The sequence below is a fragment of the Halanaerobium sp. genome (genome assembly GCF_003070835.1).
The window spans coordinates 1-24,847 of record NZ_QBLR01000034.1 but is presented as its reverse complement, the minus strand read 5'-3'; the positions used below and the strand labels follow the sequence as shown (position 1 = coordinate 24,847).

Here is a 24,847-nt window from a genome sequence, read left to right as displayed (position 1 = left end):
GTGTTTATCAGCAAGATCTTTTATTCTCTGCTGATTTTCCAGGTCCATAGCTCCTGCGCTTGTTCAGACAAAGCACTCAGTTGTAGTAAATACAACTTCATCTGCACCAGTTGTTTCCATACATTCTTCAATGGCTGGTCCAGGAATACCATCACGATCACCTAAAATAGCAATTTTTTTACCTTCTAACATGAGTAACACCTCCCTCATATTTTTATTTTCATCATTTTCACAATTTTATAATACCATAATCATGATTATATGTCAATCATGATTGTGATATTTTTTACTGCTTTTTTTATAATTTTCTGTTTTTTGATCTTATTTGATTCTTTTAGGGCTTTCCGTCCCTAAAAAGCTATCTTAATTTTATTTTTAAATATTATATAATGAAGAAATTACATTGAAATTTAATTGATATCTCTGAATCTTTGTAGTAAACTGAAAGTGAAGAAATAATATATACAAAAGCAAAATATATCCTTAGAAAGGAAAAACACATGAAGATAATAGCTCTGATGGCTTTAATTATAATCATCATTGGTATCTTTGAAAGAAAAAAACATAATAAAAATTTGCATAATATTCCTTCAATAATACATGTCAATGGAATAAGAGGTAAATCATCAACTACTCGACTTATTTCTGCAGCTTTGAGATCAGGCGGACTCAAAGTTCTTGCTAAAACAACTGGTTCTGCAGCCAGAATTATCTATCCTGATCAAAGTGAAAAAGAAATAATCCGACATGGACCGCCAAGTATTTCTGAACAGAAAAAAATAGTTCAATTAGCAGTTGAAGAAGAAGTAGATGTGTTGGTAATAGAATGTATGGCGGTTTCCCCAGAAATTCAGTGGAGCAGTGAAAATTTATTTTTAAATGCAGATTATATGATCATTACCAATGTCCGAAATGATCATCTGGACAAGATGGGAAATAATTTACTCGAAATTGCAGAAACAATTTCTTTAAGCTTACCTTATAATTCAAATGTTATATCTTCTGAAAAAAAATTAGCACGCTTGATTAAAGAAAAATCAGAAATGAGAAATAATCAATATTCATCTACAGATAATATAACCATTAGCAAAGAAGAACTGCAGTTATTTGAAAAAGAAGTTTTTGCAGATAATATTGCCTGTGCAATTAAAACAGCTCAGTGTTTTAACATTGATAGAAAAACCGCTTTAAAAGGAATGTTTTCAGCCACTGAAGATCCAGGCAGCTTAAAATATTATCTCTTAAAAGAAAAAAACAGAAATATTATTTTCATTAATGCCTTTGCTGCTAATGATCGTGATTCAACAGAAATAATCTGGAATCGAGTTTCTAAAAATTTTGATAATTTACCTGTTGAAAATGCAAGCATTTATGCTTTGATAAATCACCGCAGTGATAGAGGGTTTAGATTAAAAGAATTTGCCGAATTTTTAACTAAAAAAAATAGGTTTAATGCTTATCTGCTGAGTGGTGCACTTAAATTTAGGCAGCGGAGATTATTAAAGAAAATTTTAAATTCACAAAAAAATATTTTAAATTTAAATTTATCTATTTTTGCGCTAAATAAGTTCAATAAACTATCTAATTATTTTAATAATTTAGAAAGCAATGAAGATCTAATAATATTTGGCTGTGGTAATATTCACGGAGATGCAGAAATAATTTCTAAATTTTTCTCAGAATCTGGGGTTGAAATTAAATGTTAATAGAATCAGTTGGAATAGGAATTTTAGTCAGTTTTATTTACACAGAAATAACAGGTTTTTATGCAGGTGGAATCATTGTTCCTGGTTATCTTGCTTTCTTTTGGCAGGAACCCTACCGTATTTTGGCTACTGTATCAACAGCAATGTTAACTTATATTGTTGTGAAATCTTTATCAAATTATGTTATAATGTACAGCAGAAGACGGTTTACAGCCTGTGTAATAATTGCTTACCTAATTGGCTGGTTTTATAGATCACTTTTTATTGAATATTTTCCAATTACCGAAGACTTAAGAGTTATTGGTTATATTATACCCGGTTTAATCGCCAATGATATGCTGAGACAGGGAATTACTGCTACTATCTCTTCGCTGGCTGTTGTATCTATATTTTTAAGATTGTTAATGCTTTTATTTATTTAAAGGAGCCAAATAAATGTTTACAAAGTGGGTTAAAGGAAAAATAAATATAAAATTAATAATTATTTCTGCTGTAATTGCACTTTCTTCTCTTCTGTTTCTTTCAGTCAGCAGTTCTAGAATAGAACATCCTGCTTTTAAAGAGCAGGTCGAAGCTGCTCTAAAAATGAGCGAGGCTGAAGAAATAATTTATCAGGCTAAAATTGATCAGGGTTATCAAATAGATACTGCTTTAGATCTGAATAAAACTGCTTTAATTGGTAAAGAATATACTCCTATTACAACAACTTTGGGTAATTTAAAAGCTAAAAGAACTGCTACCAATCCAGATTTTGCAGCCCTTATTATAAGATACTTTGATCAACTTAATTTAAAAAAAGGCGATAAAATCGCTGTAGGTGCAAGTGGGTCTTTTCCAGGCTTGATTCTAGCAGTAATTTCTGCTGCAGAAACAATTGATCTAGATGTAGAACTTATCTATTCAATTGGAGCTTCAATGTATGGTGCTAATATTCCGGACTTCACTTTTATTGAAATGCTTAAACAGCTGCAAAAAGATAATATCTTAAACACTGAAATTACTGCTATTTCTTTTGGCGGTGATAATGATCGAGCAGATAATCTTTTTTTTATAGAAAACAAAAATAGTTTTTTTGAAATCTCTCAAAAATCAAAAATTCCCTTAATTTACGAAAAAACACTTAAAGAAAGTGTTGAGCAGAGAATTAAAATCTTTAGAAACAGCTCGCAAAATAAGAAGATTAAAGTTTTTATCAATATTGGTGGCGCTTCTGCCAACTTTGGTAATACAGCTTCTTCAGTAAAATTTGAAAACGGTTTGACTATTCCCGGAAAATTAAATACAGAGTATACAGAAAATGGCTTGCTGTCATATTTTCTTTCCAAAAATATACCAGTTATTCATCTTTTAAATATTGAAAATCTAGCCCGAAAAAGTGGTATAAAAGTCGATCCTGTTCCTCTACCTGAGCCAGGTAAAGCTGATGTTTATTACATCGTTGATCATAATAAAATTCTAATCTTACTGCTGCTAATATTAATGGCTTTCCCTCTATTTTATGCAAAAGTTTTTTCTGAATGATAAGGAGGTTAAATAATGAAGTCCCATTTCTTAAAACTATCTTTAATCTGCATTTTAATTGTCATAATTTTTAGTTCATTTGCCAATGCAGAAAATATAAAATATTATCCAGCTCAACCTGTTGCTATAACCTGTCCGGGCCAGAACCCCGATGGTTTAATGGTCAAAGTTGTACTGGACAAAGAAAATATCGATTTCTTTTATCATCCCTTTTTAGAAGCTGAAAATTTAGAAAATTACCCAACTATTTTTATTTCAATCGGCCACAGCTGTAAAGGGGTCGGAGCTGCTGGAATTGATTTTGAAACAGAACTGCAGCGAAGCAAAGATTTAATTGAAAAAGCAAGAGCTAAAAACAAATTTATAATTTTAACTCATTTTGGAGGTGAAAACCGCCGCGAAGAAAAATCTGATAAATTACTTAATATAGTAGCTCCCTATGCTGATTATATGATCATTTCAAAAAGCAGTAATTTTGATAATTACTTTTCTGAAATAGCTATGAAATATAATATTCCGCTAGCGGTGGCAGACAATCTTTCACAAATCAAACCAATAATAAGAGACCTTTTTAACAGTAAATCTGAAACTGTAGAATATTTTGTGAATGGCAGTCAGAGTGATAAAACAATCATAATAAATGCTGGTATCCATGGAAATGAAATCGCTTCTCAATTATCAGCCTTAAGGCTGAAGCAGGCAGAAGTGAATGGCGCTAGATTAGTAATAATTCCTCGTGCTAATCCAAAGGCAATAGCTGCTGGAAAAAGAAATCATCCAACTGATGAGTTTTTAAATCGCTCTTTCCCCGGGAAAATCGGTGGTTCTGCTGCGGAAAATAGAGCAGCAGAGATATTTAATCTTATAGAAAAATTTTCACCTGATTTAGTACTTGATCTGCATGAATCCGAAGATTTTAATAGTGTTAACAAAAACTTTGTCGGTCAATCTATAATTGCTTTTCCTGATGATAAATCTATCTGGCAGGCAGCTGAAGTAGTTGAATTAATAAATGAAAAGATTGATAACAATATTGAAAAATTTGTACTAATAACTCCACCTAAAACAGGAAGTCTATCACAAACTGTGGGCAAGAATTTAAAAGTTCCAGCCTTTACTTTAGAAACTTGTGAAAAATTAGAACTAAAAAAAAGAATTGATTATCAGATAGAACTTATTACTTTATTACTTAAAATAAATGGAGTTGAGCTGAGGTGGCCATAAATATTGATTTTAAAAAAATAGATAAAAATAAGTTATTAACTTCTTTGATCGTCATTGTTTTTGCACTTATTTTACCATCTTTTACCAAAGAACCACAATACACTCTATTACAACAGCTTTATCAGAGTATTTCAGCTCAGGATAGCGGTTTACTGCTTTTAGTTTCTACAAAATTAGTTATACTTAACACTTTAAGGCACCTCCCAATTTATTTAGGTGCCTTCATTTTAGCAGAAAGTCTTGAAAATTTTGGTCCTTTTGAAAATTTCACTTTTTTAGTTACACTAATTATAATTCCTATAACATATCAGCTCATTAGTCTGCTTTATGATATAGATTTTGTTTTTGCTGGTCCATCATATCTTACAATTTTAATAATTTTTATACTTCATTATCTAACTAAAGATATCCATCATATCTTTATTAAAACTATTATTATCTCTCTTTTCTTGTTCAGTATAGACTGGCTTGATATTATTCCTTTTTTAAGCAATTACGGCTTTGGCCGGGGAGAAATAATCGTTTCTATTAGGGAAGTCACAGAATTTATCGGAGCAGAATATATAATGAACTTTTTTGGATTCACATTTTCTATAATAATTATGATCAATGCCTTAATTTTAACTAGAGTTGTTATCTACTATTATAATAATTTAAAGCTACTTGAAGAAAGTCGAGAAAAAGAAGAAAAAATTAGAGAACTAGAGCTGGAGGCTGTAAAATCGAGATATTTCAGTGAAATAAAGCATTTGGTTCATGATTTGAAAACACCACTGGTTACCATTCAAGGACTTAGTGGGGTAATTGATCTGAAGATAAATAATAAAAAAATTCATAAGTATACTGAAAAAATCAGCAGTTCAGCAGACAAAATGGGGCAGATGATTTCTGAAATACTATATGAAGATAAAAAAAGAAAAATATCATTGGAAGAATTATTTAATTTCCTTAAAATACAGCTCGCTCTAGAAGAAATCGATGATCATATCTCTTTTGACTATGATGCTAATTTAATAATTGAGGCCAATAAAGTTAGATTATCTCGCGCCTTAATCAATTTAATAGATAATGCTCTTAAGGCCATTAATTTTAAAAAAGGCAAAATTAATATTAAAGCTGAAAAATTAAATAATAAAATTAAAATATTAATCAAAGACAATGGTAAAGGAATTCCGCCAGATCAAATTAATAACATCTGGGAGATTGGCTATACAACAGGTATTGAAAACACTGGATTAGGACTTCATTTTGTTAAAGAAGTGATTGAGAGCCATGGTGGAAAAATAAGTATCGAAAGCAAGTTAGAACAGGGAACAAAAGCAAAAATTTTATTACCGGAGGTGTCAAAATTTGAAAAAAATACTAGCAGTTGATGATGAAAAAGATATTCTATTTACATTAGAAGCTGTTGCTGATGTTGCAGATTTAAATATGACCACTACTTCTCGAGGTCTAAAAGCTTTAGAATACATAAAAAACAATAATTTCAATCTGTTATTAGTTGATTATCATATGCCTGATATCAATGGTTTAAAATTGGTTAAAGAAATAAGAAAAATAGATAAAAACATTCCAATTCTCGTTTTAACAGTAGACGAATCAATGGATCTAGCTGAAAAATTTTTAAAGGCGGGGGCAGATGATTTTGCTAATAAGCCGATTAAAACTGCAGATTTGATTTCTAGAATTAATCTTCATTTAAATTTTAACGAAAGCTCACACAATACTGCTGAAAAAATTAATGAATTAAATATACCAAAGGGAATGACTCAAAGAACTCTTGCTATAATCTATGACTATTTAACGGAAATTAAAAAATCGGAAACTATTGAAGAAATTTCTAAAGGTACAAATCTTGCCTATCAGACAGTACATCGTTATTTAAATTATATTGCTGACGAAAATTTAGTCGAAGTAAAGCTTAATTACGGCAAGGTAGGCAGACCTATCCATCACTACAAATTGAAATAATATTACAGACTTATTATTTTTGAGTTCTAATAAAAAATATCTTATCAATTCTAAACCATCAATTATGCAGCTTGAGCTGTTCATAATTGGTGGTTTTATTTTTCTTTTTGAGAGAAATAAGAGAAAAAGTAGGAATATTATAATTATAGTTGAAATATAGTTATGTGAAGAAAATATCTAAATCTAAAAAGGAGGGAAATATTATGATTAAAAAAGCTTTATTATTTACAGTAATCTCATTATTTGCTTTAAGTTTTATTACTTCTGCTGCAATGCCTGTTTTTGAACAGCCCGTTGTAGTTACAACCTGTGGTCAAAGTCCAGGTGCTTTAATGGTTAAAATGATTTCTCAGCAGGTTGGTATTGATATCACACAAAATGATCTACTAACTGCTGAAGCTTTAGAAGGAAGTGATTACAAAACTTTAATTGTGACAATGGGAACCAGTGGTAAAGGTATGGGAGCTGCAGGAACTAACATGGATCAGGAGGCAGAAAGAATTAATAATTTAATTACAACTGCAAAAGAAAATGGTCTGCAGGTCTTAGGTGCTCATATTGAAGGTATGTCAAGACGAGCTGATGATAATGATGCAAAATCAATTGAAATTGTTATGCACCAAAGTGATGCACTGATTATTAAAGATGCAAGTAATCAGGACGGATTTTTTACAGAAAAAAGTGAAGAATTAAATATCCCAGCTATATTCTTTGATAAAAACAATGAAATGGGAGAAGCAATCAAAAAACTATTTGATATTCAATAAAAGTTTAACTGTTACTGAAATGAGGTGTATTTAATGTTTTTACATGCTGGAATTGTACTAATCATAATAGCAGTAACTTTTGCCATTGGAACTTACTTTAAACTTGGAACAGAGCTGGCTATGCTCCTGTCAGCTTTTGCTGCTGCTATTTATCATACCGGTGGTATCCCGGTCAGGCATTTAGTCGAGGGCGCATTTACATATTATGATGTATCATTAATATTTATAACTGCAACCCTCTTTATTAATCTTGTCAAAGAATCTGGCGGTATCGTCTTTATGGTCAGAAAAATAATTATTAGATTCCATGAACACCGCTATTTAACTCTTTTATTTTTAACATTTATACTGATGATCCCAGGAGCCCTAACAGGTGCAGGAGCTGCAACAGTTTTAACTGTAGGTACACTTGTGGGGACAGTTTTAATGTATATGGGCATTTCTGAAACAAAAACCGCTGCAATTATTTTTCTTTGCGCTTCTATGAGTGCTGCTGCTCCACCAATCAATTTGTGGGCTATGATGGCTGCTGCTGGAGCTAATATGCCTTATGTTGGTTTTATGCAGCCTTTATTTGTAATCACAATTACTGGAGCAATATTTACAATGTTTTTTCTGGGAGCAAAAGGAGAAAATCCAAAATTAGAGAAAATCTTAGAAGAATTGCCTGAACCACCAGCTGAAATGAATTGGTTAAGAGTTGGAACTCCATTTTTTATTCTAATTCTATTAATAATTGCTGGAAGACTATTTCCTTTTAAAATGCCAATCTTAGGACTTCCACTGATGTTCTTAATTGCAGCTCTAGCAATGTTTTTACTCAGTCCAAAAAAACTAAATATTCTTGATATTGCCGGAAAAACAATAAGATCTCTGATTCCACTTGTTGGAATAATGATTGTAGTCGGAATCTTGATTCAAATTATGGCTTTAAGTGGTGCTAGAGGATTAATATCACTAGCTGTAGTGACTTTGCCAGTCTGGTTTTTATTTGCTTCACTTTTTATCATACTACCAGTCTCAGAAGGATTACTGCAGTATGCTGTGGCTCCTCTACTTGGAGTACCTTTGATTTTCTTATTTAACATGAAAGGTTTTAATCCAGTTATAATTCTTTCTGCAATGGCAGTTATGTGGCCGCTTGGTGATATTTTACCCCCGACTGCTGTCGTTGGTAGAGCAACAGTAATAGAACTGAATTATCAGGGAAGATATTATAAAGATTTTCTTAAAACATGTTTAATCCCCATGGCATTTATTTTAGCTTTATGTACAATATTTCTTGTTTTCAGCAATCAATTGTCATTTTTAGTCGGAGGATAATAATTCAGGAGGTTATTTTATGGGTATTATAAATTCAATTGTAGAGTTCAGTTATTACCTTATCAGTGCTTTTATTGCCTTTGTACTCCTGAGAGAAATTATTAAAACCAAAGATGCTCAGGAAGCTGTTCTCTATTCAGTAATAATAATCCCCTTTATTCTTAGAATATTGAGGATTAAATGAGGTGAATTAAGATGTCTAGCAAAAATTTAATTTTAATTAAAGTAATAACTGCGGTTATTGTTATAACTGCTTTAGTTATATCAGGTAAAGCTTTTATTGAACATAGAAATTATAAAGAAGCGGTGATCGCAGGCCCATCTGTAACTGAGGTTAAAACCTTGGGTGATTATTATGACCCCTTAAAAGATACTGTTGCAGATTGTAATATCTATATTTTAGATAGTGGAAAACCTGGTTCTACCTTTTTTGTTATAGGTGGATCACACCCAGAAGAACCAGCAGCAAATCTAAGTGCAGAAATTTTTGCAGAAAATGCTGTTTTAGAAAAAGGAAAGTTAATTATTGCCATTAGAGCTAATAGAAGTGCTTCAACTGTAACTCGTCCTGGTGATGCTTATCCTCAATTTTACAGTATAGAAACTGATTGGGGAGAGAAAAAATATAGAATGGGTGATAGATGGACAAATCCACTAGATTCTTGGCCTGATCCAGAAGTTTATGTCCATTATCCAAGTGAGCAAATGTTAGCCTATATGGATATCAGAAACTTTAATAGAACCTGGCCTGGTAAAAAAGATGGTTCTTTTACAGAGCAGGTTAATTATGCTTTTATGCAGGTAATCGACAAAGAAAATGTTGATTTGTTCATTGATTATCATGAAGCAGAATTAGAATATCCTGTAATTAGCACAATTGTAGCTCATGAGTCTGGAAGAGATATTGCTGCTATGGCTTCTATGACTTTAACCGATATGGAATTTGAAAAGCCAATTAGCATGGAATATTCTCCCAAATCTTTGCATGGCCTATCACACCGTGAAGTTGGCGATAATTCTGATGCTGTCTCACTTTTATTTGAAACTCCAGAGCCATTTTTAGATAGAGTTCGTGGTGTAACAGATGAAAAGCTACTTTTAGAAGGTAAAGATCCTTTTGTACAAAGAGCTGGAGAATTTGGACTTTTATATGAAACAATTGATGAAGATGGCTGGCCAATTGAAGTTCGAGTTGGCAGACACTGTTCTAGTACCTTGATGGTTGCACAGATCTGGAATCAAATGAACCCCGGAAAGGAGGTAATAATAGAAAATGTACCAAAATATTCAGAAATTGTAGAAAATGGGGTCGGTCATTATTTTGATAATCCAAAAAATGCAGATTCAGATCGCGTCTATTATGAGTAAGTAAAAAAAGAAAGGGGATTATAAATGAGAAGAAAAATTACCATTTCTTTAATTTTATTATTAATAACTGCTTTAATAATTAGCAGCTCTACTCTGGCCTGTACTGATATTCTTGTGGGAAAAGAAGCTACAACTGATGGTTCTGTTATTACTTCACATACCGCTGATGGCAGATATGACTCTAGAATCCAAATTATACCTGCTCAAGATCATAAAAAAGGAACAATGGCTCCTGTTTATGAAAATATAGTTTATGCTGACCATATGGATTTAGTTAAATTGGGAGAAATACCGGAAGCGGAACATACTTATAAATACTTCCATGGAGCATATCCTTACGCTAATGAACATCAATTAGTATTTGGTGAAACTACTATAGTAGGGGCACCAGAGACTGCCAATAGTGAAGAAGCAATTATGACCATTGAACAACTTGAAGTTTTTGCTCTACAGAGAACTAAGACTGCCCGTGAAGCAATTAAGCTTATGGGGGAATTAGCTGAAGAATACGGTTATAGAGAATCATGTTATAGAGGAGAATGTCTGACAGTTGCCGATCCAAATGAAGTTTGGGTTTTTGAAATTTATGGAACCGGACCAATGTGGACTAAAGATAGTGGAAAACCTGGTGCAGTCTGGGCTGCAAAAAAAGTTCCTGATGATCATGTTACTGTGGTTCCAAATATAAGTAGAATTGGAGAAATACCAGAAAACTATAAAGAACAAGATAATCTACTAGTTTCTGACAATTATAAAAAAACTGCATTAGAGTTAGGATTATATAATGAAAAAGAATCTACATTTGTTTGGAATAAAGTATATGGAGATATCGACAATCATCCTTGGGATCCTGGATCCAGTAATAGACTCTGGCGGGTATATAATGAATTAGCACCCTCTGGCGACTGGAAATTTGAAAATGCGCATGATTATCCTTTTTCAGTAAAACCAGATAAAAAAGTTTCAGTCCAAGATGTTATAAAACTTTTTAGAGATACAGATAAAAATACCAAACATGACCTTGCAGATCAAGAAGGATGGTATTATGAGAATGAAGATGGCGAAATGGTAAAAAGTGTTTATGCAACTCCACAAGCAGATGGGGAAATGCGTAAACTTTTAGGCCTTGATTATTATCGTCCTATAGCCCGTTATTACTGTTCTTATTTCTTCGTTTCGCAATCAAGAAACTGGCTTCCAGATGAAATCGGAGGAGTAATTTGGTTTGGACTTGATAACCCAGAAAACAGTCCTTTCATTCCAATGAATGTTGGAGTAGAAGCTGTACCAACTTCATGGAAAACTCTTGATAGAGACAAATTTGATAGAGATTCTGCTTGGTGGGCTTTTGCTCAAGTAGATGATTTTGTTAATATGCGCTATGGAGATCTAAGAGAACAAGTTGATTCTGTATTAAATCCAATGCAAAATCATATTTTCGAACTACAAAATAAGATTGAAGAAAAAGCTGTAATTCTTGATATTACTCAAGATGAACAAGCTGTAAAAGAGTTATTAACTAACCACACTGGTTCATTGATGCACTGGACAGAAAATCGTTATTGGCAACTCGCTGACGAGCTTTATTATCAGATCAATAATAATTAAGGGGGATTTATTAAATGCTTAACAAAAAAACACTTACAATTACACTTGCTGTTTTAATGGTCATCTTTATGGGATTTACAGCAGTTAATGCCTGTACTTCCATTATGGTTGGAAAAGATGCCTCAGTTGATGGTTCTGTCATGACAACTCACACCTGTGATGGTAACTATGATGCACGAATTCAAATTGTTGAAGGTGAAAAGTTTGAAGATGATGCAATGACTACAGTTTATGGTACTCGCTGTCATGATGGAATTCCTGGTTATAATGTTACAGAATTAGGAGAAGTTCCGCAGGCAGAAGAAACATATACTTATTTCCACATTGCCTATCCTTTTATGAATGAACATGGAGTAATGATTGGTGAAGCAACTTTTAGTGGTAGAGGCGAATTAAAAAATACAGATGCAATTCTAATGATTGAAGAATTGGAAAGACTCGCTCTTCAAAGAGCAAAAACAGCTAGAGAAGCTGTTCAGATCATGGGAGAATTAGCAGAAGAATATGGATATGCTGATGGTGGAGAGTCTCTAACAGTTATTGATGGTGAAGAAGCATGGATGTTCGAAATTGTAGGCCCTGGACCAATATGGTCTCCAGGAAGCGAAGAACCTGGCGCTATCTGGGCAGCTAAAAGAGTTCCTGATGGCCATGTTAGTGTAGTTTCAAATAGAAGTAGAATTGACACCCTCGACCTTGGTGATCCAGATAATGCAATGGCTTCTGAAAATGTAAAATCTTTTGCAAAAAACATGGGCTGGTGGGACCCTTCTGAAGAATTTATGTTCTGTGCAACATACAACCCAAATCCTTATGGTGCAGAATATTATCAAAAAAGACGTGAATGGAGAGTCTTATCTATTTTAGCTCCATCACAAAATTTTGATCCTAAAGCAGATCGCTATCCCTTCTCAGTTAAACCTGATGAGAAAGTTTCGGCTCAAGATTTAATGGCTATTAAACGTGACCACTATGAAGGTACTAGATTCGATTTAACTGAAGGTCTAGCCGCTGGTCCATTTGGTAACCCAAATAGATATCCTACACCTACCTCTGTAAAGCCTGAAGGTAAAAAAGATATGGACTGGGAAAGAGCTATTTCAATGTTCCGCTGTTCTTATAGTTTTGTAGGTCAGGCTCGTAGTTCAATGCCTGCACCAATTAAATCAATACTCTGGTTTGGCGAAGATGCCCCACATTCTACTGTTTATGTTCCAGTTTATAGTGGTACAAGAGAACTTCCTGAAGCATTTACTTCCGGTAGAAGAGATAAATTTGATAGATCATCAGCTTGGTGGGCTTTTGATTTCGTATCTAATTGGGCTGATCTAAAATACTCATATATGATAAAAGATATTCAAGCAATGCAGGAAAAGTATGAAGGTAAGTTTTTCGATATGCAGCCTGCAATTGACAAAGCTGCTTTAGAAATCTATGATTCTCATGGTGCTGAAAGAACAAAAGAATTTTTAACTGACTACAGCTATAATAATGCACAAAAAGTTGTAGATGAATGGTGGGAATTTGCTGATGAAATGATTTATAAATATAATGACGGATATATTAACTATCCAGACAAAATTCAATCTGTTGGCTATCCTACAGAATGGTTAGAAGAAGTAGGATTCGGTGAAGGTACTGTAGCTGAGTAATTTAAACTACTCTACTAAAATTAAGGCTCAGCCCCTGCTATGAATTAGAGGGGCTGAGCCTTTTTAATCTAAATTTTTTACTTTAAATCTTTATTTTCATATTCTGATTCTTTTCCTTCTAAGAAATTATATTCATAATCATCATAGATTTTACTAACAAGTGATACCATTCCTAGTAAAGCAACTACGTTAGGAATTACCATAATTCCATTAAACATATCAGCCATTTCCCAGATCACTGGCACTTTCATAACTGCACCTAAAATCACACAGCCAACAACAACCCAGCGATAAAATTTAACTTTTCCTTTGCCAAATAAGTATTTAATATTAACCTCACCAAAATAATACCAACTAATTATAGTTGTAAAGGCGAAAAAGAAAAGTCCAATTGCCACAAACTTCTCACCCATACCACCTAAAGCTTGAGCAAAACCAGCTTGAGTCATTGCTGCCCCCCGCATTGCTTCACTCTTGAAAACTCCACTAGTGATAATTACTAAAGCTGTCATAGTACAAACAACAAAAGTATCAAAGAAAACACCAAAAATAGCAACTAATCCCTGTTGAGCTGGGTGATTTACTTTAGCTACTGCATGAGCATGAGGAGTAGAACCCATTCCAGCTTCATTAGAAAACAAACCACGAGCTACACCATAACGGAAAGCTTGTTTAATTGAAACTCCAATAACTCCACCTGTAGCAGCTGTTGGATTAAAAGCTCCATAAAAAATCATTTTAAGAGAAGGAATAATACTCTCAAAGTTAATTATTATCACAGCTAAACTTGCTAAAAAATACATTACTGCCATAAATGGAACTACCATCTCTGTAATATGAGCAATTCTTTTTAGACCTCCAATAATAACTAGACCTACTAAAATTGAAATGATAATTCCGATTACTAAAGTAGAAATTCCAAATGCCTCAGACATGGCTGTAGCAATTGAATTAGATTGAACCATATTTCCTACTATTCCCAAAGCTACAACTATAGAAACCGCAAAAAGTGCTGCTAGGGATTTACTGCCTAAACCATTACGAATATAAAAAGCAGGACCCCCTGTCATCTCTCCATCTACTGTTTCTTTAAATTCTTGTCCTAAAACTGCCTCTGCAAAAACTGTACCCATTCCAAAAACTCCACTAATCCACATCCAAAAGACAGCTCCTGGTCCACCAGCCGCTATAGCTGTTGAAACCCCAACTAAGTTACCAGTACCAACCTGAGCAGCAACTGCTGTGGCTAAAGCCTGAAAAGATGATATTCCAGATTCATCAGCCCCAATTGATTTATCAAACATTTTAGCAAAAGTTTCTTTAAAAGCAGCTTTTAGTCTTCTAATTTGAATAAATCTTAGCTTCCAGGTAAATAAAACCCCTGTTCCTAAAAGCAAAACTAACATTACCGGTCCCCAGAGAATACCATTAACATACTGAAAAAAAGCCATAACATTTCCCCTTTCTTAGTTTAATAAAATAAGATATTGTGAAATATATAACAATTTTTATTATAACTTATTATAGAATATTTTTCAAATAAAGTATTATTTAAGCATTTATTTGATTTTTTTAAATTTTCAAACTAAATCTTTAACTTAATCCAGCTCTCTGATCTTAAAAATCTTTGAAATTTTATTTAAGATATTTAAAATCAATAAGAGCTGTTAGATATTTAATTTGATTATAATTTTCTTTACAAGAAAAACCTTAATAGTTATTCAATAAAACCTGCATTCTTTAATTCTTCTCTTGCTTTAGCTTCATCATCTTCAGCAATTAAAATTACAGGTCCACTACAACCCATTCCAGTTTCTGCATAAATATCTTTTTTCCAGAGAGAGTTTTTAGCTGCATCAATTTCTAAAATATCAATACCTGCTATCTCCTCATCTGTAACTTTTTTTGTTGGTTCTTTAACTGTTTCAGCTTCTGCTTTTGAACTGCTGCTTTTTATTTCAGAGATTATATCTTTTAAGCCAGCATTATTTGCAGCTTTCATTTCCGCTTTAGTAATCTCTAATAAATTACCCTTACTTACTTCTGCCATAAATTTAATTGCATTCGCAATTACTGGTGCTCCTGATGCACGAGAAACAATACCTATTAATTTATCAAAGTTTGTGCCAATTCCTGGTCCATAACCATAACCTACTGCTTCATACTGTCCACCTGTATTAAAGGCAGAAAATATTTTCATCAGCATATTTCCAGTCAGAGTATCAGTAACCATTATATCTGGAACTCCTAAAAGTAGGTCATTTCCTCTCATCACTGAACCACCATCTGCTCTCACAGAAGTTGCAAATTCAAACTCATAACCATTTTCTTTTAACTTCTGCAGATTTTTTTCTACAAGTCTTGCTCCTTCAACATTTAAAATACCTACAGTTGGCTTTTCAATCCCTAAAGATTTTGCAGCTGCAATACCATAAATAGTATTTTTAAGCATTGATGGAACTCGATTAGTATCGGTAGTACCTGTTGTTGTAGCAATCAGCATTTCTTTTCCCTGACCAGGAGTTACAACTCTACCTACTGTTGAAACACCTAAAGGAAAACTATAATGCAAGGTAACTGCTGCATCAAGCTCATTATTATCTAATTTTTGATCCATTATAGAATGAGCATCTGCTAAACAGCTGCATTTGTCTCCCTCACAACCTATTAAATCTACTTCTAAATCATTATATTTGTTTTCAGCCAGTTGAGCAGCTTTTTTTAATTCCTCTATTCCATGTTCACTATCCAGTAAAGTTAGGCCAATTTTCTTTTTATCACCAAACTCACCTGATTCAATAGCTGCTGCAACCTCATTAAACACTCTGGCAACTCTTTTATTTATTTTATCTGTCATTTTATACACCTCACTCGGTTTCGCCGAGAAGATTATCTGCCATCTGGCGCATAGCACCGGCGATCATATTTTTAATTTCTTTATCACTTACACTATCTTCTTCTTCTTTTTTTACTCCAGAATTCTTTTCCATTACAAAAGAAATACCATCAAATTGATTGGTCATTCTACCTAAGAAAAGACTTCCTTTACCAATAATCATTGCTTTTTCAATCTGGCCATTTTTCATCATTACTGAAGCTGGACCAACAACTGGAACCCCTGAAGGAATATGTCCCTGAGTTGGAGCAAATCCTGGCATTCCATGTTTATTAACAAAGTTCATCAGTTCTTTTCTTTCTAAATCGCCGCGCTTAACACCTAAAGCAGCAATCATTTTGTAATTTGACTCTGGAACATCTCCTGCACCAGCAGGTTTTGTAAGTTCTGGATTCTGCATTTCTACAGAATATTTATCGATATCTTTAATATTTAAATCATTTTCATCTAAAGGATCAGTTACTAAAGAACTAATTACTGCTTGAGGTGAAGATCCTGTTCCAACTTTATGACGACCAATAATATCAGTTCTAATAACTGGACTGACTCCATCATTTTTGGAAACTAAAATTGCAAATCCACCTAGGGTATCTTCTAAAACAGGCATTTCTTTTTTGATATGATCTTTACCATTCATACCTAATTTTGCTACAGATCCACCTGCTGCAACTACAACATTATCATAAATTCCTGCTTGAACTAAGGCAGCTGCATTAACTATCGCATGAGAAGGTGCTGCACAGAAACTTCTAACATCTGAGCCATTAGCATTCTCACAGCCTGCCATTTCTGCTATGGCTTTAGCAAAGTTACCTCCACCACGCTGATTAATATCTCCACATGCCTCTTCAGAGCATTCAAGTATATAATCAATATCATTTAGATCAAGATTATTTTTTGCAGCTAAATTTTTGACTGATAATACACCAGATGCTTTGGCAACTAAATTTTCTAAAATAGTATGTGCATTAAGATTTACATCACTTTCGTGTGCTCTTTTTACACAACCAACTAGTTTTTTATCTAAATAAAGTGGTTCTGCATGATTTTCTAATAAAGCCTCCAGTTCAGAGATCTCTTCCCCTTCACCTAGCTCAATTTCCATTTCTTTTAAAATAGGATGTTCTGCAACTTTGGGCTCAATCTCTTTAATGAATTCCTGGCTTAACTTTACTAAATCAAATACATCAACATGTTTGATTAAAGCATAGAATTCATCTTCTGGCATAATTTCACCAAAATCTCCAAAGCGTCCGCCCTCAATAAAGTTTTCTTCTTCATACCAGGGAGTTTCAATATCTCTCAACTCATCAGGTAAAATATTACCTATATAAGCCTGATTGGGAGCATAGGAAACTACTTCTTCAAAAGTCCTTAAATAATCATCCAATTTCTTTAAATATTCATCATCAGGATTTTTTGCTCTAGTTGTTGTCTGATTAGAGCCGGCTTCCTTTAATATATTAGGAGTATGTACTAAAACATATCCTGATCCTTTAATTACTGGAAAATCCATTTTTCCACCTCCGAATTTTTTAAAAAACACTCTACCTCAAATTATAATAATCTGAGGTAGAGAAATATCAATAATTATGCTCTTGCTTCTAATTCTTTTCTGATGTCTTCAACTTCTAAATCTTCACCACTCAGATGCTCAACTTTTTCTCCATTTTCATAGAATACTATTGAAGGAAGTCCTAAAACTTTCTGACCAATAGCAAGTCTTCTATTACCCTGAATATCTAATTTAGCAAATTTAAAATCATCAGCAAATTCCTCTGCTAATTCTTTTACATCAGGCATAATTTCTAAACAAACATCACAACTTTCACTCCAGAAATCTACAACTACCTTACCATCATAATTAAGTACCTCTTCTTCGAAATTTTCTTTGTTAAGTTCAATCATTTTTATTCCTCCTTAGAATTTTTATAGAATTGCTTCAATCTCTTCCTTTTCTGGTTTAACTAATTTAGAAGCAACTTTACCATCTTCAAGTTTTAAGATTGTTGGTATCTCTTCAATATCATATCTATTAGAAATAAGTCTGTTTTTGTAAGTATCGATTTTTAAGAATTTATAGCCCTTAGCTTCAAGTTCCATATTTTCTAATTCACTAACAACATCCATGCTTTCCTGATCAGTAACACTCCAAAAAGCTACTAAAGCTGGTTTGTCAGCTTCAACAACATGATTCTGCCAGTATTCTTCTTCTTCAATATAACCCTGAGCCATCACTGCAGCTGTCGCACCATCACCAGCAGCAGTTATTACCTGGCGCACAACTTTATCTCTTACATCACCAACTGCATAAACACCAGGCTGGTTTGTTTCCATCTGTTTTGTTGTTTCAACATAACCATGTTCGGTTAAATCAACAACACCTTCTAAAAAGTCTGTACTTGGAACTCTTCCGACAAAGAAGAAAACTCCTGAACAGTCAACCTCAGATTTTTCACCATTTTTGATATTTTTAACAACAGCCTTTTCTACCAGGCCATCCCCCTTGATTTCTTCTAGAACTGAATTCCAGATAAAATCAATTTTTTCATTTTCCATTGCTTTTTCCTGCAGAATCTTTTCAGCATCCATTACTCCTTCATCATGGATAACTATCATTGTAATTTTGTTGACAAATTTACTCAGATAAATTGATTCTTCAACAGCAGAGTTTCCATTACCAACTACAACAATATCTAAATCGGTAAATAGATCTGCATCACAGGTTGCACAGTAAGATACTCCCTTACCTTTAAATTCTTCTTCACCTTTAATCCCTAATCTTCTAGGTTCAGCACCTGTAGCAATAACAACACTTTTAGCCCTATACTCTTCACCCTTTTTACATTTAACAATTTTTTCAAAGCCATCAACCTCTAAAGATTTTACTTCACCTCTTTTAAACTCAGTTCCAAATTTTTCGGCATGAGTCCGGAAGTTCTCCATTAGATCAGAAGCAGTAGTTTCCGGTACCCCAGGATAATTTTCCATATCATGATAAGTGCTAGGCTGACCACCAGTTTTCCTCTTAGCTTCTAAAACTAAAGTTTTTAGTCTAGAACGAGAACCATAAATTGCTGACGAGATTCCAGCAGGTCCACCACCTAAGATAATTAAATCATATTTTTCACTCATATTTTTCCTCCTAAAATGATTTTATTTTATTAAAATTTAAGTTTAAATTACATTTATTAATTATATTTGTTAAAATAAATATATTATTCTATTTCTTGCATTTTGTTAAAAGCTATTGTATCCTTAAATACAGAATATTTAGCTTTTAAATTATGTTAAAGGATGTGTAATAATCATGATTGACTTTGATCGTAAAGATATTAAGAAAAAACGAACACTCAAAATATTTATTGAAGCAACTCGCGAGATAATTGAAGAAAACGGTATAAATAATGTAACAATCCGGGGAGTTGCTAAAAAGGCCGGCTATAATAGTGCTACTATCTATAACTATTTTGATAACTGCAAACAATTAATCTTTTTTGCCTCACTTGATTTTCTAGGTGAATACAGTCAGGCAATGCCAAATTATATAGCAGATGCTGATGATGAAATTGATCGTTTTATAAAAATGTGGGAATGTTTTTGTAAATATTCCTTTGAAAACCCCAAAATTTATTATGCAATTTTTACAGACAACATTGGAGATCATCCCGAAATATTGATGAAAAAATACTTTGATCTTTTTCCAGAAAAATTAGGCACTCCGTCTGCTGATCTACTACCAATGCTATTAGATCCTGATCTCTCTCATCGAGCTGCCATTGCTTCAAAACCACTGATCGAAGGCAATTTTCTTCATGAAAAAAAAGCTCGTCAGATGGATAATATGATCACTTATATTTACCATGGTATGTTAACCTTAATGGTTAATAAAAGAATCGACTATAATAGTAAAGAAGCTTTAAAAATTATCAGCAATCAGATAAAATCAATTGTAGAAAATGCTATCTGCTGTCATCAAAATTAATTGGAAATCACCCGGCATAATGCCGGGATTTTTAATTTTAATTTCCAATTTTTTTTACAACTATATTTAAGCCTCTTTTTCTGCTAATTTATCTTCGTCCATATGATCAACTGAAACATCAGCTACTGTATTAATATCAACAATACCTTCTACTGCTGCATCAGCTTTTAAAGCTTTAATCATTGCTACCATTGCCATAATCATAATAAAAGCAAATGGGAAAGCTGCTACGATTGATCCTGTCTGCAGCATACCTAAACCTCCGGATAACATCAGTGCAATAGCTAAACCTGACTGAATAATTCCCCAGGTAACCTTTAATTTTGCTGATGGATTTTGATTACCTTTATCAGATAACATTCCCAGCACAAAAGTAGCCGAATCTGCTGAAGTGATAAAAAAAGTAATTAGAAGTGTAACTCCTATAATTGAAATCAAGCCACCACCTGGATAATACTGCATCACTTCAAAAAACGCTGTTTCTGTAACTGCAATAGCATCTTGAGCAACTTCCATTCCAGTTTCAATTCCCATTGTACCTAAAATTGAAAACCAGACAAAAGAAGCAAGTGTGGGAGCAAATAGCACTCCACCAATAAATTCTCTAATTGTTCTACCTCTAGAAATTCTGGCAATAAAGGTTGCCACAAAAGGTGCCCAGGCGATCCACCAGGCCCAGTAAAATAAGGTCCAGGCTCCATACCAGCTGTCCTTACCTATTTTAAAACTGTCCCGAACTATATTTGAGAAATACATTCCGAAAGCATTGGTAAAATTGTTAATAATTAAGATAGTCGGTCCAATAATTAAACAGAGAACCATGATAACTCCTGCAAGAGTAATATTTGCATTAGATAAATATTTAATTCCTTTATCAACACCGGTTATTGCAGAAATCATAAATAGAAGTGTGATAACTCCAATAACAATTAAACGTACAAAGTCGGTTTCTGGCACTCCAAATAGAAAGTTGAAACCACTGGTTACCTGCAGTGTTGCCATACCCAGAGAAGTTGCAACACCAGCCACTGTTGCAAAAATAGCCAGAATATCAACAATCTTACCTATGGTTCCTCTGGCCCTGGCTTCTCCAATTAAAGGAATAAACACACTGCTTATCTGAGCAGGTTTATCATGTCTAAACTGCATATAAGCTAAAGCAAGTGCTAAAACTCCGTAAGCAGACCAGGGATGAAGTCCCCAGTGTAAAAAAGAAGTCTTTAAAGCAAAATCTGCTGCAGCTGCAGTTCCGCCCTCCATACCTAAAGGATTAACAAAATGATTTAAAGGCTCTGCAACTCCCCAGAATACAAGACCTACCCCCATTCCTGCACTAAATAACATTGCAAACCAGGAAATAGTACTGAATTCCGGTTCTTCATCAGGTTTACCTAGCCTAATTTTACCATATTGACTTAGAGCAACCCAGACACAAAAAACTACAAATAAAGTCATTGTTATTAAGTAAAACCAGCCAAAACCGTTTGTAAGGAAATTAAATAAGCTATTTGCAACTCCACTAAAGCTTTCTGGCATGGCAATTCCCCAGAGAACAATTGCAAAAACAACTACCAGTGAAATCACAAATACTTCTCGGCCTCTTTCTTTAATTAAATTTCCATGTGCATCTTTACGCTCTTCCACCTATTCCACCCCTTTATAAATGTGTTATATTTTTCACTTAAATTTTAATGGAAAAACCCCTACCCCACCTGTTATAGGAGGGGTAAAGGTCGTATATTTACATTTCTACATCAAAAACTTTTTGGTCATCGATTTCAGTTGTAAGAGCATCTAAAGCTACTCCAACACGATGATATCTAAGTTCCCATTGTTCTTCTTTACTTGTAGAAGGATCTCCCAATGGATAAGGGATAGAGATAGTAGGTACCATTCTATTAGCACCAACAGTTTTTGCTACAGGAATTAAGTTTGCCATTTGAACAACCGTAAAACCAGCTCTTTCAATTTCTTTCACCATTGTTGCACCGCAACGTGTACAGGTACCTCAAGTGGATGTTAAAATAACTGCTTGAACATTGGCATCTTGTAATTCTTGCGCTATTTCCTTACCCATTCTGGCAGCTTCTGCCTGAGTAGTCCCAGTTCCTACTGTTGAATAGAAATAGTCATGTAATTTACCAATTTTACCTTCTTCTTCAAACTTACGCATTGCATCAACAGGAACTACTACATTAGGATCAGCATCAGCAGCAGCAGGATCAAAACCAGCATGAATTGTTTTAAAAGCATCTTCTGCTCGATTTTCTAGTTTTTCCATACCACTAATGTCATACTTACCCCATCTTGTTGCTGAAGCAGACTGAATCTTATCTGGATTATCAACAGGAACAATCCCTCCAGAAGTAACTAAAGCTATTTCTGCCTTACTTAAATCTTCAATTGCTGGAGCTATTTCTACCCGATCTAATTCAGGTATAGGTAATTCACTTTTAAATTCTTCACCATTAATTTTTTTGAGCAGCATATCAATTGCTCTCTCATATGCTGGAGTTTCATCTTCTAAGAAATATTGGTGTCTAATACCGCGAATATAATAGCCTTCTTCTTCTGCAGGTAATAATTTTTCTCCATTAAGAATTTTATTACCAAAATCAGTCATCTTTTTAACATCATCTCTCATTTTTGCGGCACTATGTCCACCCGGAAAGATATAAATATCTTTTTTAAATACTTCAACACCGGGGTTTTCAATATTCATAGATGAAATCACAGGTACATCGAACTCTTCTTTTACTGCTTTACCAATCTGACCACAGGCCATACCATAGCGTCCAGCCTGAAATGCAGGTCCTGCAAAGAAAATATCAAATTCTACATCTTCTAAGAAACAAATAATTGTTTCTACAGCTTCTTCAGTATTACTCCCCATAAAATTATCTCCACAGATAACTGTATGAGTAACATCTGCATCAAGCATTTGATCATAAAGCATTGCTGCTCCAACTTTTTCTTCTCTTATTTCAGGAGCATGATCTGCAACTTCTTCTCCACCTATCTGACCAAAAAATTGGTTTAAATATATAACTGCTTTTTTCATTATTTCCACCTCCCCGGTTTAGTATTCTTTCATTGTTTTTGGAGACCAGCCAGCAATTTGATCGCCACAAAACATTGCATTGTTTTCCATAATAATTGAACCATCTTCTTTAACTGAAGAGCCAAGAATTTCGTCATCTGCCCAGCCCCCAGAAAGTCCATCTCTGGCAAGTGCTTCTAATTCTCCAATTACCTCATCCATCGGAGGTAATTTTATTAATTCAGATACATTTCCTGTGGAAACTAATGCATCTGCTTTTGGATCTAAAGTTACTAATGGCTGTGAGCCACCATCTCTTCCAGTCGCTTCATTACTGACACCTACAGTTTTCACACCGGCATCTTCTAAAGCTACAATACAACCAATATAATCAGCATCTGGATTTCCGTATCCTTCTTCTGTTACTATTGCTGCATCAACCCCAAGAGATTTGGCCATCTGAGCCACAAATAGTGCTGAACGCTCTTTCTGCTCAAGCGCAACATTTAAGTTTGACATAATCACACCAACAAAGTTAATTGTTTTACCATGTTCTTGATAAAGTCTCTTAATCAATGGGAAATTCTGAAAATCATAAGTTGCCCATTTTGAAGAACAAGGCATAAAGCTGCCGGAAATCATTGCTCCATCTAAAATCTCATTTGGATGCATAAAAGTTGGAAGCATTCTGTTTGTATCCCAACCATAGTTAAGGTCATTATAACCCTTTTCTTCCATCTGAGATTGTGGCTGCATAACTATTGCAACATTTGGAAGCTCTGATACATCTTTAGATCTTTTGGTTAAAGGCTCAAGCTCATATGTATCTTTCTCTTCTGGCTCTAAATCTTTAACTGCCTCACCTAAGTATTCTGCAAGTCTCATTCCGGCCCATCTTAAAGCATGATTCTTTTTCTGCTGTTCCCGCTTTTCAAATTCTTCATCTGTATCAGCGACTAAAACAACATTTTTTAAAGAAGAAAAGTAAGTATATTTAGCGCCTTCTCCTCCCATGTCAATTAATCCGTCCTGGAAACCACCCCAGTGTTTTCCTACAACTAGAACACTCATATCTTTTAAGCAGCGAGTTTCACCATCTCCTGCTTGTTCGAGTTTTCCAGTCACACCAGGAAAAACAGGTCCTCCCCCTACGCGGAAGCGGGGTTCAATTGCTTCTTTAACTGGTACCAGACGAACCATATCCCCAGGCTTAACTATTCTTAAATCGGCCTCAGTAATATGTTTGTCTTTAAAAACTACTTCTAGAGCTTCTTCTTTATTTATTGTTAAAACTCCATCATTATAAGTAGTCTCATCACCGAACTCAATGTCTTTTACATAAAAATTTCCGAGTTCAAGTTTCACCGCGGTCCACCCCTTTCATAATAATATATTCACAATCTGCATTAGAGTATCTACTTAAATAAACTCTGAATACTTCTCGCGATAGGTTTTTACCTCTTCTACAATAGCGTCTACATCTATAACCATTTCCATCATACTGATTTGATCTTCATATACTTCCTCATCAATTTCAGCTTTGATTTCTGGTTCCACGACATGATAACACGCGAGTCCCAACGGAACTCCTGCTAATGGTCCTGCAAAGGTTGGATCTCCATTTGTTACTGTTTCACAAGCTAATCCAGAAGCTTCAGCTTCTGCACCACCTAAGATAACAACTAGATTCTCCGCACCGTGTTTATCAGCAAGATCTTTTATTCTCTGCTGATTTTCCAGGTCCATAGCTCCTGCGCTTGTTCAGACAAAGCACTCAGTTGTAGTA

The 24,847-nt window shown here is 34.0% G+C and carries 22 protein-coding genes and 1 pseudogene; 13 read left to right on the top strand and 10 right to left on the bottom strand.

Translation table 11 applies throughout. From position 1 onward, the window contains the following. Positions 1-192, bottom strand: a pseudogene (locus CI949_RS05860) (glycine/sarcosine/betaine reductase complex selenoprotein A); the annotation flags it as partial. A 308-nt stretch (positions 193-500) separates the two neighbouring features. Here CI949_RS05860 and pgsB point away from each other — a divergent pair. The 12 genes from pgsB (at position 501) to CI949_RS05800 (ending at position 13,140) form a co-directional block, all read left to right on the top strand. Continuing rightward, on the top strand, positions 501-1,706 hold the full coding sequence (gene pgsB, locus CI949_RS05855; RefSeq protein WP_290763980.1) for a poly-gamma-glutamate synthase PgsB: 1,206 nt from the start codon (positions 501-503) through the stop codon (positions 1,704-1,706). Further along, on the top strand, positions 1,700-2,128 hold the full coding sequence (pgsC, locus tag CI949_RS05850) for a poly-gamma-glutamate biosynthesis protein PgsC (RefSeq protein WP_290763968.1): 429 nt from the start codon (positions 1,700-1,702) through the stop codon (positions 2,126-2,128). The genes pgsB and pgsC overlap by 7 nt, the downstream gene beginning before the upstream one ends. Before the next feature lie 13 nt (positions 2,129-2,141). Continuing rightward, positions 2,142-3,227: a poly-gamma-glutamate system protein gene (gene pgsW / locus CI949_RS05845; RefSeq protein WP_290763965.1), complete on the top strand. Its 1,086-nt coding sequence runs from the start codon at positions 2,142-2,144 to the stop codon at positions 3,225-3,227. A gap of 15 nt (positions 3,228-3,242) precedes the next feature. Then, positions 3,243-4,451, top strand: coding sequence for a DUF6305 family protein (locus tag CI949_RS05840; RefSeq protein ID WP_290763962.1), 1,209 nt, complete (start codon positions 3,243-3,245; stop codon positions 4,449-4,451). Further along, a complete protein-coding gene (locus CI949_RS05835) occupies positions 4,442-5,824 on the top strand; it encodes a sensor histidine kinase KdpD (protein WP_290763960.1) in 1,383 nt (460 codons plus the stop codon). Before CI949_RS05840 ends, CI949_RS05835 begins: the two co-directional genes overlap by 10 nt. Then, a complete protein-coding gene (locus tag CI949_RS05830; RefSeq protein ID WP_290763957.1) occupies positions 5,802-6,422 on the top strand; it encodes a response regulator in 621 nt (206 codons plus the stop codon). The genes CI949_RS05835 and CI949_RS05830 overlap by 23 nt, the downstream gene beginning before the upstream one ends. Before the next feature lie 203 nt (positions 6,423-6,625). Next, positions 6,626-7,189 carry a DUF6305 family protein gene (locus CI949_RS05825; RefSeq protein ID WP_290763954.1) on the top strand — a complete coding sequence of 188 codons (564 nt, stop codon included), beginning with the start codon at positions 6,626-6,628 and terminating at the stop codon, positions 7,187-7,189. Positions 7,190-7,222: 33 nt separating this feature from the next. Beyond that, complete coding sequence (locus tag CI949_RS05820; protein ID WP_290763951.1) at positions 7,223-8,512, top strand: C4-dicarboxylate ABC transporter; 1,290 nt, start codon at positions 7,223-7,225, stop codon at positions 8,510-8,512. Between the two features lie 19 nt (positions 8,513-8,531). Next, positions 8,532-8,696 (top strand): hypothetical protein, encoded by a 165-nt coding sequence (locus CI949_RS05815; RefSeq protein ID WP_290763948.1) that lies wholly within the window; start codon positions 8,532-8,534, stop codon positions 8,694-8,696. An 11-nt stretch (positions 8,697-8,707) separates the two neighbouring features. Continuing rightward, a complete protein-coding gene (locus tag CI949_RS05810) occupies positions 8,708-9,880 on the top strand; it encodes a succinylglutamate desuccinylase (RefSeq protein WP_290763946.1) in 1,173 nt (390 codons plus the stop codon). 24 nt (positions 9,881-9,904) lie between these two features. Then, on the top strand, positions 9,905-11,488 hold the full coding sequence (locus CI949_RS05805; protein WP_290763944.1) for a dipeptidase: 1,584 nt from the start codon (positions 9,905-9,907) through the stop codon (positions 11,486-11,488). A gap of 14 nt (positions 11,489-11,502) precedes the next feature. Then, complete coding sequence (locus CI949_RS05800) at positions 11,503-13,140, top strand: dipeptidase (RefSeq protein WP_290763942.1); 1,638 nt, start codon at positions 11,503-11,505, stop codon at positions 13,138-13,140. 77 nt (positions 13,141-13,217) lie between these two features. Here CI949_RS05800 and CI949_RS05795 read toward each other — a convergent pair whose 3' ends face one another. The 5 genes from CI949_RS05795 to trxB form a co-directional block, all read right to left on the bottom strand. Further along, entirely contained in the window at positions 13,218-14,591 is a 1,374-nt protein-coding gene (locus CI949_RS05795; RefSeq protein ID WP_290763939.1) for a sodium:alanine symporter family protein, read from the bottom strand. 266 nt (positions 14,592-14,857) lie between these two features. Then, positions 14,858-15,997, bottom strand: a complete 1,140-nt coding sequence (gene grdD, locus CI949_RS05790) for a glycine/sarcosine/betaine reductase complex component C subunit alpha (protein ID WP_290763936.1) — start codon at positions 15,995-15,997, stop codon at positions 14,858-14,860. A gap of 10 nt (positions 15,998-16,007) precedes the next feature. After that, a complete protein-coding gene (gene grdC, locus CI949_RS05785) occupies positions 16,008-17,552 on the bottom strand; it encodes a glycine/sarcosine/betaine reductase complex component C subunit beta (protein WP_290763933.1) in 1,545 nt (514 codons plus the stop codon). A 74-nt stretch (positions 17,553-17,626) separates the two neighbouring features. Beyond that, complete coding sequence (locus CI949_RS05780; RefSeq protein ID WP_005486927.1) at positions 17,627-17,944, bottom strand: thioredoxin TrxA; 318 nt, start codon at positions 17,942-17,944, stop codon at positions 17,627-17,629. A gap of 21 nt (positions 17,945-17,965) precedes the next feature. Further along, positions 17,966-19,171 carry a thioredoxin-disulfide reductase gene (gene trxB, locus CI949_RS05775; protein ID WP_290763928.1) on the bottom strand — a complete coding sequence of 402 codons (1,206 nt, stop codon included), beginning with the start codon at positions 19,169-19,171 and terminating at the stop codon, positions 17,966-17,968. A 175-nt stretch (positions 19,172-19,346) separates the two neighbouring features. Here trxB and CI949_RS05770 point away from each other — a divergent pair, with 175 nt between their 5' ends. Next, positions 19,347-20,021 (top strand): TetR/AcrR family transcriptional regulator, encoded by a 675-nt coding sequence (locus CI949_RS05770; protein ID WP_290763922.1) that lies wholly within the window; start codon positions 19,347-19,349, stop codon positions 20,019-20,021. Between the two features lie 66 nt (positions 20,022-20,087). Here CI949_RS05770 and CI949_RS05765 read toward each other — a convergent pair whose 3' ends face one another. The 4 genes from CI949_RS05765 to grdA form a co-directional block, all read right to left on the bottom strand. Continuing rightward, on the bottom strand, positions 20,088-21,665 hold the full coding sequence (locus CI949_RS05765) for a BCCT family transporter (RefSeq protein ID WP_290763919.1): 1,578 nt from the start codon (positions 21,663-21,665) through the stop codon (positions 20,088-20,090). A gap of 97 nt (positions 21,666-21,762) precedes the next feature. Further along, positions 21,763-23,082: a betaine reductase selenoprotein B gene (gene grdH / locus CI949_RS05760; RefSeq protein WP_290763916.1), complete on the bottom strand. Its 1,320-nt coding sequence runs from the start codon at positions 23,080-23,082 to the stop codon at positions 21,763-21,765. Positions 23,083-23,100: 18 nt separating this feature from the next. Then, positions 23,101-24,426 (bottom strand): glycine/sarcosine/betaine reductase component B subunit, encoded by a 1,326-nt coding sequence (locus CI949_RS05755; protein ID WP_290763914.1) that lies wholly within the window; start codon positions 24,424-24,426, stop codon positions 23,101-23,103. Positions 24,427-24,480: 54 nt separating this feature from the next. Next, the coding region (gene grdA, locus CI949_RS05750; protein WP_290763911.1) for a glycine/sarcosine/betaine reductase complex selenoprotein A at positions 24,481-24,847 on the bottom strand (367 nt) is incomplete at its 5' end.